Here is a 13,451-nt window from a genome sequence, read left to right as displayed (position 1 = left end):
CCCCGCCAAAATTCTTCGTATAATTTAGTTAGCTCTCGTGCTATGACTATAGAGCGATCGTTCCCCAAAACTGTAGCTAAATCTTGTAAACTATCCCGTAAGCGGTGAGGTGACTCGTAGAAAATCAAAGTCCGGGGTTCAGCTTGCAAATATTCTAATTGTTGTAGTCGTTGCTGACTCTTAGCTGGTAAGAAGCCTTCAAAAATAAACCTGTCTGTTGGTAATCCCGCTGCACTTAAAGCCGTAATTGCCGCACTAGCACCGGGAATAGGTACCACTGTGATTCCTGCCTCAATACAAGCTTTTACCAATTCATAACCAGGATCAGATATTCCCGGCATTCCCGCATCACTAACCAGTGCGATCGCTTTACCATTAGTCAAATGCTCTAATAACTCAGGAATCCGACTATTCTGATTATGTTCATGGTAACTCATTTGGGGAGTTTTTACCTGAAAATGTTGCAGCAATTTGCCCGTGTGGCGTGTATCTTCCGCCGCAATTAAATCCACCATTTGCAAAATTCGCACCGCCCGAAAAGTGATATCTTCTAAATTGCCAATGGGCGTACCGACAATATAAAGTGTTGATGGTTTTGGATCAGTTTGCATAAAGTATTTTACATGATAAAAAAGCAAAAATTCTAATTTATAATTTGAGTTGATCTGAAGAACATTCAACAGTAACTCTTCAATTAAATTAGGCGGGGTTTCCCCGCCCTCTATATACTACATCCTCAACTAAAATTTAATTGTTGCAAAATAAAAAACGCAACAGCCAAGTCATAAAAAAGAGAAATTCAAATTACCCCTTGTCCACCTAATCACTTGCGATATAAATTGTTTGTGCAGAAATCCAAAAATTCTCTTTCCCCCTGAGCGTTCACGTAGTGTGTCGAAGACAAGTCGATAGCGTGGCGTTAGCCATAAGGCTGCCTTAATGATAAGTATTCAACCGGACATGATATTATCCCTTGGTCATCAACTGACTATACAACTACAAATTAGTTGTTAATAAACTTCTCAAAAATCTCACCAAAATCCTTACGTACATAAGTTTCATGAGCATACTTTAACCAATTAAAAGCATACCAGTTAATTGCCTTAAATTGCTCTTCTGAAGTAGATGCACTTGTAGAACGACTAACTGTGGTCGCTGCTGTATTTAAACTAGTTTGAGCATATTGATAATAAAGGGCATTTTCCCGCTGAATTGATGCAATTTTTAGTAAAGCTTTGTACAAATCTTTCAAAGGGGAAATATAACTTTTAGCAACATCAATAGAATAGGATTGCTCACCCATTGCTAACTTGATTTCGATGTCCATATCTATTGTTCCTGCGGTTTCTAACTTCACATCCTGAATAATGTGGTGACTATAACTAAAGCGTTTGAGTAAGCGTTTTTTACTAACCGCAGAATTGCCATCTAAATGAATCAAAGCTAGATTAGTAAAACAGTATTCATCTGTTTTTGATTTAATCAGAAAATAAATTTTTTCACCTTCTTCATGAATCACATAGTCATCACTATCAACCTTGTTATAGTCTTCCGGTTTGATTACAGCACCAATATCACTCAAACCTAGTGCATCCATCGCCATATTTTTGAACATAATTTATAACTCTCCAGCAAGAAAACGACTTATGCTTTTATAATGTTTATTATATATCAGTGGGTAAAAATTCAAGTGTGAAAATTTCTGTTAAGCTGTAAGGACAACTATCAGGAAATAAAGACAATCCAGTTTCTCTTTCGGCGCTAATAGTAGCAAGTGGATAAGCTTTATCCAGAGAATCGGCTAAAAATGATTTAAGACTCGCGTTTTCTGCTAGGAGTTTTTCTAAACGTAAGCGTTGCTCTTTTATGGTTGATTGCCAACTTCGAGAACGCAAATTAGGCTGAAATTGCCATTTGAATAAGTGTATAAGTAATACCTCTAATCGACTTTCTAATTCCCGTTTTTCAGAACGTCCCATATCTTCAATTTCTATGGCTTTCAGCCACGCTACGCTATCAGCGATATGATGAAAATCAATTTGATTAAATTGTCCAGTTCGCTGCAAATGTGCTTGTTCTTGTGTCCAAGCCTAAAAATCATGATCATGGGTAGTTGAATTCATAGATTCTCCTATAATTCACTTAATAATTGATAAAATTGCAAATTACCAATGACCAATTCTGCCTTATTTGTAGGTTTGATTACCCTAGATTTAATTTACCTTGCAGACTCATATCCACAAAATAATCAAAAGCTAGTTGCTATTGACTATACAGTGGCAGCAGGTGGACCGGCAACAAATGCGGCTGTCACTTTCAGCTATTTAGGTAATCAAGCTAAACTCCTGAGTGTGCTGGGTTCTCACCCCATGACACAGCTAATTCGTACAGATTTGACAAATCATCAAGTTGCAATTATTGACTTAGACTCTAATAAAAGTACATCACCACCAGTTTCTTCAATTATTGTTACTCAAAGTACTGGTGAAAGAGCGGTGATTTCCATTAATGCTGTCAAAACCCAAGCAAGTAGTGCCTCTATACCAGCAAATATTTTAGAAAATATTGATATTGTACTTATAGATGGGCATCAAATGGCGGTTAGTAAAATTATTACCCAAACTGCTAAAATCCATAATATCCCAGTTGTGATTGATGGAGGTAGCTGGAAACCAGGCTTTGAAGAAATTTTACCTTTTGTTGACTATGCCATTTGTTCTGCGAATTTTTACCCCCCGAATTGCCAAAATCAAGAAGATGTTTTTACCTATCTTCAGAAATTTCACATTCCTCACATCGCCATTACTCAAGGGGAAAAAGCCATTCAGTACTTAAATTATCATAATATTGATATTATCAATGTGCCACAAATACAGCCCGTTGATACACTAGGCGCAGGAGATATTTTTCACGGTGCTTTCTGCCATTATATTTTGCAAACAAGTTTTACAGAAGCATTAGCACTAGCCAGTCAAATTGCAGCAGAATCTTGTCAGCATTTTGGTACACGCCGTTGGATGAATTCAACTTTGTAGAAAATCATGAATGTTTATATTTACTAAAAGTTTTAAAATTTTTAACCTTAATTCATGGCTGAAAATGTAAATGAGCAGGGCAAACGCATCTAAATCCTGTAATCCATATTCCCTGTTCCCTACTGTATATATGTTATTTATATATACTGTAAACGGGTGCAATCTGGACTTATGTCATACTGAACGAAGTGAAGAATGACACTTTTAACCCGTTCTTAGTAGCCACCTGATACCTCCCACTCACAACATAATTAGTAATGATCGATCATGTCAATTTATGCTCGTCTTCAACCAAATATATTTAACTTTCGTCGGGTTGCTTGGTGGAAACAGGTAATAGCAGCGATCGCTTACTATATCACAGCCCAACTGTCCCATAGTTTCACTACCTACCCCGAAACAGGATCAACTCCCATTTGGATTCCTGGGGGTATTGCTGTGGGGTTAATTGCTATTTGGGGATATCCCCTATGGTTGGGGGTTTTCATAGGTATATTGAGCGCGGAGTTTGTCATTTATAAGGCATGGTCTAATCTTTCTACTCTCATTTTAACCCTTTGTATTGTACTTATTGCTACAGCAGGAAAACTTTTTGCTAATTATTTAATCGAATATTTAATCGGTAGTCACTACTTTTTAAACCGAGCTAAAGATACCCTTCAATTTATGATATATGGCTGTTTTCTCAGTCATTTACCTGTAGGAATTTTATGTCCATTGTTATTATGTATCTTTGGCAAAGCTCCCTGGAAACTTTATATTGATATTGCCCTTACCTGGTGGTTAAGTGATTCTTTTGGGATTCTAATTTTTGCTTCCTTAATCGTTGCTTGGCACAGAAATATTACCTCATTTACTCGCTTGCTAAAACGTTGTTGGCTAGAAGCTACTATTATCTTATTTTTAACATTAGCTGTTAGCAATATCATTTCCAGAGGTTACAATGCAGAATATTTACTAGTTCCTTTATTGGTGTGGACAGCTTTCCGATTCAAAGAGCTAGGTGCTACCCTTTTAATGGTTATTATTGCCGTTATTATGGCTACTATTACAGTTCAAGGTCATAGCTCATTCACCCAAAATTCTATCCAAATTTCTCTACTATTATTACAATCTTTCATTGCTTGTATTGGCATGACAACTTTAATGTTGAATGCAGTTTTAAATGAAAATAATCAAGTTAGAAGCGATTTATGTATAGCCAATAATACGCTAGTCAATCAAAATCTTAAATTACAAGAACTGGATCAGCTAAAAGATACTGAACGTAAACAAACAGAAAAGGTTCTCCTTGATTACAATAAAGCTTTAGAACAACAGCTTGCTCTATCTCAAGCCAAGGAAGCAGCAGAAAGCGCCACTCAAGCTAAAAGTGAATTTTTAGCAAATATGAGTCACGAAATTCGCACACCTATGAATGGCGTGATTGGTATGGCTCAACTCCTCTCCATGACAAATCTCTCAGAGGAACAAAAAGACTTAGTTCATACTATTGGAGATAGCGGTAATGCCCTTTTGAGCATCATTAATGATATTCTTGACTTTTCAAAAATTGAATCAGGAAATTTGGAACTAGAAGAACGTTATTTTATCTTAAGCGATCTCCTCAAATCCGCGTGTATTCTTCTCTCTAGGCAAGTATTAAACAAAGATATTAATCTCGAATATTCGATTCAAGCTGATATTCCCAATAATATTTTAGGAGATGCTTCTCGCCTCCGCCAAATCTTGCTCAATCTTATAGGAAATGCCATTAAATTTACCGAACAAGGACATATTTTGATCTCAGTTGTTGGGAACAAAAAACAGGAAAATGGAGTATTAGAACTAATATTCTCCATTGAAGATACAGGAATTGGTATTGATAGCGATCGCTTAAATAAACTATTTCAACCCTTTACTCAGGCTGATGCTTCCATTAGTCGCAAATATGGTGGTACAGGTTTAGGCTTGGCAATTAGTAAGAGTTTAGTAGCTTTGATGGGAGGTACAATTTGGGTGGAAAGTTGCGGCAATATCGGGGGTAATCCTCCTTTAAATTGGATCTCAAAGATTCAAAATAATCATCCCCAAGGCTCAATATTTTATTTTACATTTATTGCTAAAGCAGTTTTAGTTAGTGACTTAATACCGGAAGAATCTTTAGGAGAATCTGAAGGAGAAATCACCACAAAATCACCACTAAAAATTCTCTTAGCAGAAGATAACAAAGTCAACCAAAAAGTGGCACTATTGTATCTCAAAAATCTGGGTTATAGTGCTGATATTGCCAATAATGGAGTAGAGGTATTAGAGGTATTAGAAAAAAAATCCTATGATGTGATTTTAATGGATATGCAGATGCCAGAAATGGATGGCATTACTGCGACTCGGATGATTCGCCAATCTTCAAAACCTCAACCTTGGATTATTGCTATCACTGCAAACGCTTTAGAGGAAGATCGTGATGCTTGCTTCAATGCAGGGATGAATGACTTTATTACTAAGCCGATCTTGGCAGAAGAACTCACCGCAGCCATCAAAAAATCAACAATCTGATCTCCCTATCTGGGTATCAAATTCTATCCCAAATATATAGCGTCTGATCTGAATGGTAATTTTGATGCTATGAAAGAGGTAACAGGAGTGGTGCAGCGGAATACTCAGACAATTTGAAGTTAAATTACTATTGACTATAATTTACAAAATTAAATCTGAATTCTAGATTTCAGGACTCACGCACTGAAACGGAAAACTGTCATTCTGAGCGCAGCGAAGAATCTCACCAGAAGTTGAAACGCCTATTCTACCGTTCTCAACTTGGCTGAGTGCGTAAGTCCTAGATTTGTGTATTCTGTATACTGACTGTTGAATGTTTTCTTATCCACCCAAATTTATCTTCAGATGAATTCATGAAAAACTTATCAGAAATATTAACAATTGCGCGGGAAGTGGGTTGGGGTGCTGCTAGTCTACTCAGTTCTTATTATCATGGTACTAATTTAGATATCAAGTATAAGGACAATGAACCCGTCACAGTTGCAGATTTGGCTGTTAGTCAATATATCTTAACCAAGTTACAAGCAGCTTTAGGTAATGAAGAATTTGGCTACATCAGCGAAGAAACCTATAAATCTCAACATGGACAAAATTCCCATGAATGGGTGTGGATTATTGATCCTTTAGACGGGACACGCGACTTTATTGATAAAACTGGGGAATATGCCATTCATATTGCTTTAGTCCAAGGAACACGTCCAGTTTTAGCAGTGGTGGCCATTCCAGAGGCAAAAAAATTATATTATGCGACCAAAGGCGGTGGTACTTTTGTGGAAAGCGTGAATGGTTCTCGTTTCTTAAAAGTAGTCGCTAATAAACCTATTGAAGATTTAACTTTGGTTGTTAGTCGTTCTCATCGCAATGAAGCGTTAGAATATTTGTTGCAAAATCTACCTTGTCAAAATCAAAAAGCGATTGGTAGTGTAGGTTGTAAAATTACTGCTATTGTCGAACAACAGGCAGATATTTACATTTCTCTTTCTGGTAAATCTGCACCCAAAGATTGGGATATGGCTGCTCCTGAACTAATTCTCACAGAAGCTGGGGGCAAATTTACGCACTTTAATGGTAAGGCGTTAGAGTATAACACTGGTGATATTAATCAATGGGGTGGTTTACTGGCCAGCAGTTCTCAACATCATGAGATACTGTGCCAGAAGGCTGAACAAACCTTAATAGAGTTTGCTAATAAATGAGTCTAGAAAAAATACTGCACATTAATTTGCTCCCTTGGCTGGTTATGATATAATTAGTTACACTAATAAATCAGAGTGGTTATTCTTTAACTCCTTTAGTTCTCAGCCTGAGTTTTCTGAATATATCCTTAAGGCTATTAAGTCAAGCACATTATTGGGATCTAACTGCTACTTATTTGTACATAGATTATGTCAGATAGCAGCCTAAGTATATCCGCTGTAATGTAGCTGAAAAAAGTCTAGAGGTTTTTTAGAAAATGTTACTCGTCATGAGTTCAGATTCAAAGGCTGTGCTATACTCGCGGATATAAGGATTATTTTCGGTTGAGTTAGTCGTTTTAATTTCTTTTAAATGAGTCTCTCCGAATCTAACTCTCTACACTCGCTGGTTTGGGAGACCATCCACATTATGTCGATTTACGTTGGAAATTTGTCCTATCAGGTTACAGAAGAAGACCTGAAGGCGGCTTTTTCCGAGTACGGAAAAGTTAGCCGTGTGCAGTTACCAACTGATAGGGAAACAGGGCGGCCGCGTGGCTTTGCTTTCGTGGAAATGGAATCTGAAGACCAAGAAACAAAAGCCATAGAAGCACTTAATGGTGCTGAGTGGATGGGGCGAGATTTAAAAGTGAACAAAGCTAAACCCCGTGAAGAAAGAAGTTCTCCTCGTAGTGGTAGCTGGGATAATAACAATCGTGGCGATCGCCGCTATTAATCCTGTTCTGAAAAATTTTTAAATCTAGAGTTTCTAGCAGATGAAGCCAAAGCTGCGACTCTGCTGAGATATTTTTTTAACTCTAGCTTGTATGTATTCACCCATAATAAGGAGTAATGAGAATGACGCAAGTGGTTTTGGGAGAAAATGAAGGTATTGAATCGGCTTTGCGGAGATTTAAGCGAGAAGTTTCCAAAGCAGGAATTTTTCAAGATATGCGTAAAAATCGCCATTTTGAAACACCTTTAGAAAAAGAGAAGCGCAAAGCAATAGCTAGACATAAGCAACGTCGTCAACAACGTTCTCGCTTCAAGTAATAAATCCAGGGTAATGTTCACTGCGACTGGAAACCCAGTCAGAGTCTCTTCATTATTCCGTGTGACTTCTGTTGTGTGTGGCAATGTATATTAACAGCCGCAAATAACTAGCACAAATTAATAAAAAAACCTGTTTGTAGTAGCGCTATATATGATTTTGGCGCTACTACAAGTTGTATTAAGGCTAGAAAGTGCCTATATTTCAGCGAAGGCTCTTTCAATCAAACGTCGAGCTAAAGTCTGTGTTCCAGTATGTTCATAGTAATTTGTACTCATATCCAGGAACGCTGCCAGATAGTCTAATTTGTCATCAGCAATTTCGATAAAACTTTGCAAGTTACCAACAACCTTTTGTGGTGTTAAATTATTGGCTGTCACAATACCATTCATCCACCCTTTAACGGAGTCAAAGCTTTCACCAATAAAGTTGAGTTTACCAGCATCATTGCTGCCCGGAATTGAATCTTTGATAGTTTGGAAAGTCGAGTTTTGTGCTAATTCCTGTGGGTTTGTCTGACTAGTTAGAGATAAAGCTTTGTTGATGAAGTCAGGTCCCAGGGGTATTAAACCATCAACACAAATTAAGGCTACCATGCGGATGAGTGACTCACCGCTATACTCACCTAAAGCACCGACAAAATCGCCAATGCTGTCTCCGGGAATGCCGTTAATTTGGCAAAAGGCTACTAATTCAGTGACTACTTTTAAAGTTAAGTCAATGGTTTGGGCTTTGTCTGGTTTGGGGGTGATGGAGTTTAAAAAGCCCAACATGGGGATTTTTTCACCGACTTTGTTAGCCAAAGCTGCTGCACCAAGAGCCTTGTCAGTACCGTCAACGGTTTGATAAAGCCACATGGCTCTTTGATATCCTTGGGAGCGATCGTTATATAGATAAATTGCTCGTTCACCAATTTGCTGAATTATATCTTCATCATCTTCACCAGTGACGCTTTTAATTGTATTGACAAAACCAATGGTATTTTGCCACTCACCGGGAGCGACAAAATCTAAAGCGTTCAACATGGAAACAGTCAAGTTGCTGCTTGGTAGCTGATCAACTAATTCAAAGATAGATTTACTCACAAAAAAAATCTCCTGATTTAGATTTAGCGTAATTTAGACATTTAATTTAGTGCTGAGTGCGATTATGACTATAATTACTCAGCACTTAGGAATATTGTGGTAATTCAACTCATTTCAATTTAGCCAAGCCGTCGAGATTAAATTTTTCTATCCATTCAGAGCGATCGCTTGCAGTAAATAATGGATCTTTAGAAATCACCTTCACTTGGTACTTACCAACCAAAACAGAAGTTTGGGTTTTGCCCTGTTCCACAGCGGGATAGCCGTCAATTTTCTTAGTGCTATTAGCATATTTTGACGCTGTTGCTGGTGTGCTGCTAGTGTCAGAAATCGCTAATTGAGCAACAACTTTACCGTCTTTTTTCAAGTTCGCTTCCGAAAAGCCTTTTTTCTCTTGGGTATAAACTCGATCATAACCATCTCCCCCTTTTGGGAAGAATGTGTTTAATTTACTACCCTGAGTTGCATTCTTGACAACAGCCTGACCGCTTTTTTGCTTAGTACTTTCCTGTTGTACTTGGTCAAAGCGAGTGGGTGCTTTTGTAGAACAAGCTGTAGTTAGTAGTAACACAGACAGCAATAAACTAGCTAAAATCCTGCGCCCACGGAATAAACTCACGTTTGTTCTCCTTAAAATGCTTGAGAGTTGAAGCAATTATCTGCTCTGTGGTAGTCCTTCCACCAGAAACGTTACTTTTCGATAATTATCCAATTTTTATCGAATTGCCAAATCTAGTTAAATCGGCTTTGTTTGTAGTCCTAAAGTTCAAAATGAGTCTATTCTGCTTCTCGGCGATAAGCTACCACCGCATAAAATGGATCTCCTCCAGCTACACCCAACCACTGCAAGAAATTTGGTGCTGTTGATTGATTAACAATCACTTCAGGAGTAGTAAATCCCGGTACAGAAGAAAAGTAACGCTTCACTAATTCGACTCTGGAAGCTTCAGAAGCATCTCGCCAGACTTGAATAGCCTTTTGATGAAACATCCGGTTAGAAAAGCTGATAATTGCCACACCACCAGGTTTGAGGATGCGGTGAATTTCTGAAAATATCGCCTCTGGATATTGTACATACTGCACAGAAACACAGTTAATAACAGCATCAAAATCTTGATCTGGAAAGGGTAGCTCAGGCTTTTGATTGAGGTTCTGCACCAAATAATGGTTCAAGCGAGGATTACGCGCCAGTTCCTCAGCGTTGAGTCCATGTCCTTCAACATGATCAAACTCTATTTCCTCTGGTAGATGAGACACCCAGCTGCTCATCATATCAAATATTCGTGTATTGGGTTTAAGTCGCTGATGATATAAATCTGTCAACTGTTGAATAAAGCCTTCATCCACATGAGTAACAAAGCGCGGATAGTCATAAAATAACTTGTCATCACTATCATCTAACTTAAGGCGTTGATTTGGTCGCAATATCATAAAAATTTGTTTGGAAAAAATTTTTCGCCTGATTTGGGTCAATTTAGTTAGTATTTTGATTTTAAATTGTGTATACTAACCAAAATAATTTTAGAATAAAACCGACACCGAATCTAAAAATAAGCTTTTTAACAGTATTAATTAAATGTTTTATAAATTACCTTTATTTGCACCTATTTGGAATCAAATTCGTTTATTGTCAAAATCTCATTTTACTAATTTGTTAATTTGGCTACTACCTTTATTACTATTTAGCTCTGGGGAAAATAGCCTGATGGCCCACGATGAAGCGCTTTATGCTAGGCGAGCGCGGCTCATGTTTGAATCTGGTGATTGGATAGCTCCTTGGGGTAATGCTCATCATAAAACCCCTGGGTTTTATTGGTTAATTGCTATTTTTTATAAATTATTTGGTGTTAGTGATATTAGTGCGCGAATACCTAGCATGATTGCTGGAATATTGAGCATATTTGTCATATATGAAATAACTAAAATAGTCCTTGATCAAAAATTAGCATACCTAGCATCAGCTATTTTAAGTGTAACTTTTCTCTGGCTGCAATATTGCCGCCTAGCCACACCTGATGTGCCAATGATTTTATTGGTATTGATAGCTATTTATTCTTTACTGCAAGCTGAATTATATCCCAAATTTCGCTCTATTTACGGTTTTATCAGCGGTGTAAGTCTTGCTTTATGCTTCTTGTTGAGAAGCTTTATGATTTTATTACCAATAACGGCATTATTACCTTATTTAATTTGGGAACATCCCCGGCATCGTCATCTTACCAACCCAATGTTGTCTGTAGGAGCTTTAGTCGGGTTAATTCCTACAGTGGTTTGGTTGTGGTTGAATTGGCTACGTTATAGTGGTGATAGTTGGGGACAGCTATTAGGGTTTGTGGTACAGCTAGGTAGCCGTGAACAAAATGGTAACAACATACTTTTCTATTTCTGGAATCTGCCTTTAAAATCTTTTCCTTGGTCTGGTTTCGCTATTTTAGGGTTAATTTTGGTAATTCGTAACCCAATTCCCCGCTACCAATTGCTATTAGTAGGTTTTCCCTTAATTCTATTTACAGAAATTAGTCTGTTCTCCACTCGTTTGTCTCACTATAGTCTTTGTCTTTATCCCTTTATAGCCATATTTGCTGCTGTGGGTTTAGACTGGTTAGCGAGAATTTACCAACCCAGAGAATCGACTAAAATAAAAGCATATCTTCCTCGTAATATTAGTTATGCCATTGGCATTTTAGGATTTATCTGTGCTTTAGCTAGTGTAGCAGTTTTAGTCGCAGGTATTGTTGATATTCAAAAGTATGCAATTCTCGCCTTAATTTCGGGTTTAGGTTGTTTAATTTTACCTTTAATTTGGATTGGGCGTTACCATTGTGATTACAAATTTCTTACTGCTCATTACTGGGTTAATGGTTGGTTAATTGCTAGTTGGCTATCTATAGCTACCGCTGGGAGTTTAGGCTTGTTAGGAGATTTCAACCCTGCATTTAGACTTTTCTTCCAAAAAGAATCTATTGCTGAAATTCTTCAAAATAATTCCGTCTCTTTTGTTAAATTAGATGATAAAAATTCTGTACTAATTAATTTCTATACTCCTATTCATGGTCAGCAAGTAGATTCAATTTCTCAACTATCAGCTTTAAGTTATGCTTGGATTTATACACCAAATTCTAATAATTTATCAACACATTATCGCGTTATCGGCACTGTTAAGAATTATCAATTAATTCAAATTTTATCTTTGTAATTAACCGCCAAAGCGCAGAAAATAAATATCTGTACTGTTAAAAAAGTAGTTTGTAGTTCTACTCTTAGCGTTGAAAATCAAGAACTACAAACCAACTAGAAATAGATGAATTTATTTAACATTAGTCTCTTTATCGCTAGATTCTTTGTCCTTGAATAAATCAGCCGTTGTTAATAGCAAGTCTCTCAAAGTTTGCTTTAACTGGCGCTCTTTTTTTGCTATTGCCGCACCTGCTTCACCTAGTTTATTATCTAATTGAGAGTGTTTTTCTCCTACCTGTGTAACCACCGATTCAGCTTGGGGACGCGCTTGATCATACCAGGTTTTAGCTTCGTCTAAATAGTCTTTGACTTCCACGGAACGTCCACCGTAACGTGCAGCTAAATTTGCGCGAATAATCGCTAATTGTGCTTGGAGTTGTGCGTAACGTTTCTTTAACAGTCCGATTTCTTCACTATCTTGGATAGCATTAATCGCTGATGCGATCGCACTTTTTGTATTAGCAGATGTTTCTTGACCCGTTTCTACTATCTCGGCTAACATTCCATCAACTTCGTGCTGGAGTTGTTCTTCTTCATTATCTAATCGAGCTTGTAGCGTCTTTAATTCTGTTTGGGTTTTTGCGATCGCTTCATGTCTTTTGCTATTCACACCTTCTAATGCACCTTCAATAGAAGCCGTTACCTCTTCCTTGATTTCGCTACCTTTATCTTGTAAATTTTCAATTACTGCTGAAACCGCATCTTTAACTAAAGTGCGTAACTCGCTAGAACCTTCTTTCAATTCAGCAGCTACCTGAGAAACTGCGGATTTGACAATTTCGCGGATGTTCTCAGTTCTTAACTGTCCAGTAGCTTTAGCTTCCTGTAAATCAGCTTGAATTGTTTCTTTGATGTTGTTAGTCATGTTTACCCTTGGAAATTTAGCTAATTTGAATAGCGATCGGACATGATGCTACATCCTCATTATGGCGCAGTCTTCTTTATCCATACACCTCCTTTAGATAGAAAACTACTAAATCAAATAGATGATTTTTCTTGCGTTACCAGTTCGTGAGATGATGAAAATGTACTGATAATAATTAAGAATTAATTATGTGGCGAGTAAATATCACCTGTAATGAAGAAGCCTGGAAGCTTTATGGCGTTGAGTTTAAAGCACTAGCAGGTAAATACAAAGGCGAATTAATTGGTTCTAAAAAAATGCCAAATGGTATACGTATTATGGGTTATAAAATCGAGGATGTCAGCGAAGCAGAAGCTTTTCAAGAAGAATGTGCAAATTTTGTAGGATTTACATCCGACTTTGAATCAATGTAAAATTTTTTCTGGGACTTATTTCTGTCAGAATTCAGCACAAAATCAGGAGCGT

Annotated in this window: 13 protein-coding genes and 1 pseudogene; 7 read left to right on the top strand and 7 right to left on the bottom strand. The window is 37.3% G+C overall.

The features are described from left to right. The 3 genes and pseudogenes from rsmI to ACSQ6I_RS10565 all read right to left on the bottom strand — a co-directional run. Nucleotides 1–611 (bottom strand): 16S rRNA (cytidine(1402)-2'-O)-methyltransferase (rsmI, locus tag ACSQ6I_RS10575; protein WP_438890291.1); only part of this gene is annotated, 611 nt, incomplete at its 3' end. 392 nt (nt 612–1,003) lie between these two features. Further along, nucleotides 1,004–1,615: a PH domain-containing protein gene (locus ACSQ6I_RS10570; protein ID WP_438890290.1), complete on the bottom strand. Its 612-nt coding sequence runs from the start codon at nt 1,613–1,615 to the stop codon at nt 1,004–1,006. A gap of 49 nt (nt 1,616–1,664) precedes the next feature. After that, a pseudogene (locus tag ACSQ6I_RS10565) lies at nt 1,665–2,078 on the bottom strand (DUF29 domain-containing protein); the annotation flags it as partial. Between the two features lie 93 nt (nt 2,079–2,171). Here ACSQ6I_RS10565 and ACSQ6I_RS10560 point away from each other — a divergent pair. From ACSQ6I_RS10560 to rpsU, 5 genes are all read left to right on the top strand, one after another. Then, nucleotides 2,172–3,035, top strand: coding sequence for a sugar kinase (locus ACSQ6I_RS10560; protein WP_438890289.1), 864 nt, complete (start codon nt 2,172–2,174; stop codon nt 3,033–3,035). Nucleotides 3,036–3,302: 267 nt separating this feature from the next. Further along, nucleotides 3,303–5,573: an MASE1 domain-containing protein gene (locus ACSQ6I_RS10555; protein WP_438890288.1), complete on the top strand. Its 2,271-nt coding sequence runs from the start codon at nt 3,303–3,305 to the stop codon at nt 5,571–5,573. A 353-nt stretch (nt 5,574–5,926) separates the two neighbouring features. Next, a complete protein-coding gene (locus ACSQ6I_RS10550; protein ID WP_438890287.1) occupies nt 5,927–6,769 on the top strand; it encodes a 3'(2'),5'-bisphosphate nucleotidase CysQ family protein in 843 nt (280 codons plus the stop codon). Nucleotides 6,770–7,178: 409 nt separating this feature from the next. Next, nucleotides 7,179–7,484, top strand: a complete 306-nt coding sequence (locus ACSQ6I_RS10545) for an RNA recognition motif domain-containing protein (protein ID WP_438890286.1) — start codon at nt 7,179–7,181, stop codon at nt 7,482–7,484. A gap of 122 nt (nt 7,485–7,606) precedes the next feature. Further along, nucleotides 7,607–7,801, top strand: coding sequence for a 30S ribosomal protein S21 (gene rpsU, locus ACSQ6I_RS10540; RefSeq protein ID WP_013192888.1), 195 nt, complete (start codon nt 7,607–7,609; stop codon nt 7,799–7,801). 195 nt (nt 7,802–7,996) lie between these two features. Here rpsU and ACSQ6I_RS10535 read toward each other — a convergent pair whose 3' ends face one another. From ACSQ6I_RS10535 to ACSQ6I_RS10525, 3 genes are all read right to left on the bottom strand, one after another. Next, nucleotides 7,997–8,884: a hypothetical protein gene (locus ACSQ6I_RS10535; protein WP_438890285.1), complete on the bottom strand. Its 888-nt coding sequence runs from the start codon at nt 8,882–8,884 to the stop codon at nt 7,997–7,999. A gap of 109 nt (nt 8,885–8,993) precedes the next feature. Continuing rightward, nucleotides 8,994–9,503, bottom strand: a complete 510-nt coding sequence (locus ACSQ6I_RS10530) for a hypothetical protein (protein WP_438890284.1) — start codon at nt 9,501–9,503, stop codon at nt 8,994–8,996. Nucleotides 9,504–9,661: 158 nt separating this feature from the next. After that, nucleotides 9,662–10,315 (bottom strand): class I SAM-dependent methyltransferase, encoded by a 654-nt coding sequence (locus ACSQ6I_RS10525; protein ID WP_438890283.1) that lies wholly within the window; start codon nt 10,313–10,315, stop codon nt 9,662–9,664. Between the two features lie 145 nt (nt 10,316–10,460). Here ACSQ6I_RS10525 and ACSQ6I_RS10520 point away from each other — a divergent pair, with 145 nt between their 5' ends. Next, nucleotides 10,461–12,080, top strand: a complete 1,620-nt coding sequence (locus tag ACSQ6I_RS10520) for an ArnT family glycosyltransferase (RefSeq protein WP_438890282.1) — start codon at nt 10,461–10,463, stop codon at nt 12,078–12,080. A 111-nt stretch (nt 12,081–12,191) separates the two neighbouring features. Here ACSQ6I_RS10520 and ACSQ6I_RS10515 read toward each other — a convergent pair whose 3' ends face one another. After that, the gene (locus tag ACSQ6I_RS10515; RefSeq protein WP_438890281.1) at nt 12,192–12,986 is read right to left on the bottom strand and encodes a histidine kinase; all 795 of its coding nucleotides are present in this window, start codon (nt 12,984–12,986) and stop codon (nt 12,192–12,194) included. A 188-nt stretch (nt 12,987–13,174) separates the two neighbouring features. Here ACSQ6I_RS10515 and ACSQ6I_RS10510 point away from each other — a divergent pair, with 188 nt between their 5' ends. Beyond that, nucleotides 13,175–13,399, top strand: a complete 225-nt coding sequence (locus ACSQ6I_RS10510) for a hypothetical protein (RefSeq protein ID WP_438890280.1) — start codon at nt 13,175–13,177, stop codon at nt 13,397–13,399. Nucleotides 13,400–13,451: the final 52 nt, after the last annotated feature.

The organism is Anabaena sp. WFMT, from assembly GCF_051781005.1.
In the GTDB taxonomy this organism is placed as follows: domain Bacteria; phylum Cyanobacteriota; class Cyanobacteriia; order Cyanobacteriales; family Nostocaceae; genus Anabaena.
The sequence above is the reverse complement of the archived record's forward strand: the minus strand, read 5'-3'. Positions and strand labels throughout refer to the sequence as shown.

Bases quoted from the DNA above. Each gene is read 5' to 3' on its own strand.
- ACSQ6I_RS10570 (WP_438890290.1), bottom strand. From the start codon at position 1,615: ATGTTCAAAAATATGGCGATGGATGCACTAGGTTTGAGTGATATTGGT.
- ACSQ6I_RS10560 (WP_438890289.1), top strand. From the start codon at position 2,172: ATGACCAATTCTGCCTTATTTGTAGGTTTGATTACCCTAGATTTAATT.
- ACSQ6I_RS10555 (WP_438890288.1), top strand. From the start codon at position 3,303: ATGTCAATTTATGCTCGTCTTCAACCAAATATATTTAACTTTCGTCGG.
- ACSQ6I_RS10550 (WP_438890287.1), top strand. From the start codon at position 5,927: ATGAAAAACTTATCAGAAATATTAACAATTGCGCGGGAAGTGGGTTGG.
- ACSQ6I_RS10545 (WP_438890286.1), top strand. From the start codon at position 7,179: ATGTCGATTTACGTTGGAAATTTGTCCTATCAGGTTACAGAAGAAGAC.
- rpsU (WP_013192888.1), top strand. From the start codon at position 7,607: ATGACGCAAGTGGTTTTGGGAGAAAATGAAGGTATTGAATCGGCTTTG.
- ACSQ6I_RS10525 (WP_438890283.1), bottom strand. From the start codon at position 10,315: ATGATATTGCGACCAAATCAACGCCTTAAGTTAGATGATAGTGATGAC.
- ACSQ6I_RS10520 (WP_438890282.1), top strand. From the start codon at position 10,461: ATGTTTTATAAATTACCTTTATTTGCACCTATTTGGAATCAAATTCGT.
- ACSQ6I_RS10515 (WP_438890281.1), bottom strand. From the start codon at position 12,986: ATGACTAACAACATCAAAGAAACAATTCAAGCTGATTTACAGGAAGCT.
- ACSQ6I_RS10510 (WP_438890280.1), top strand. From the start codon at position 13,175: ATGTGGCGAGTAAATATCACCTGTAATGAAGAAGCCTGGAAGCTTTAT.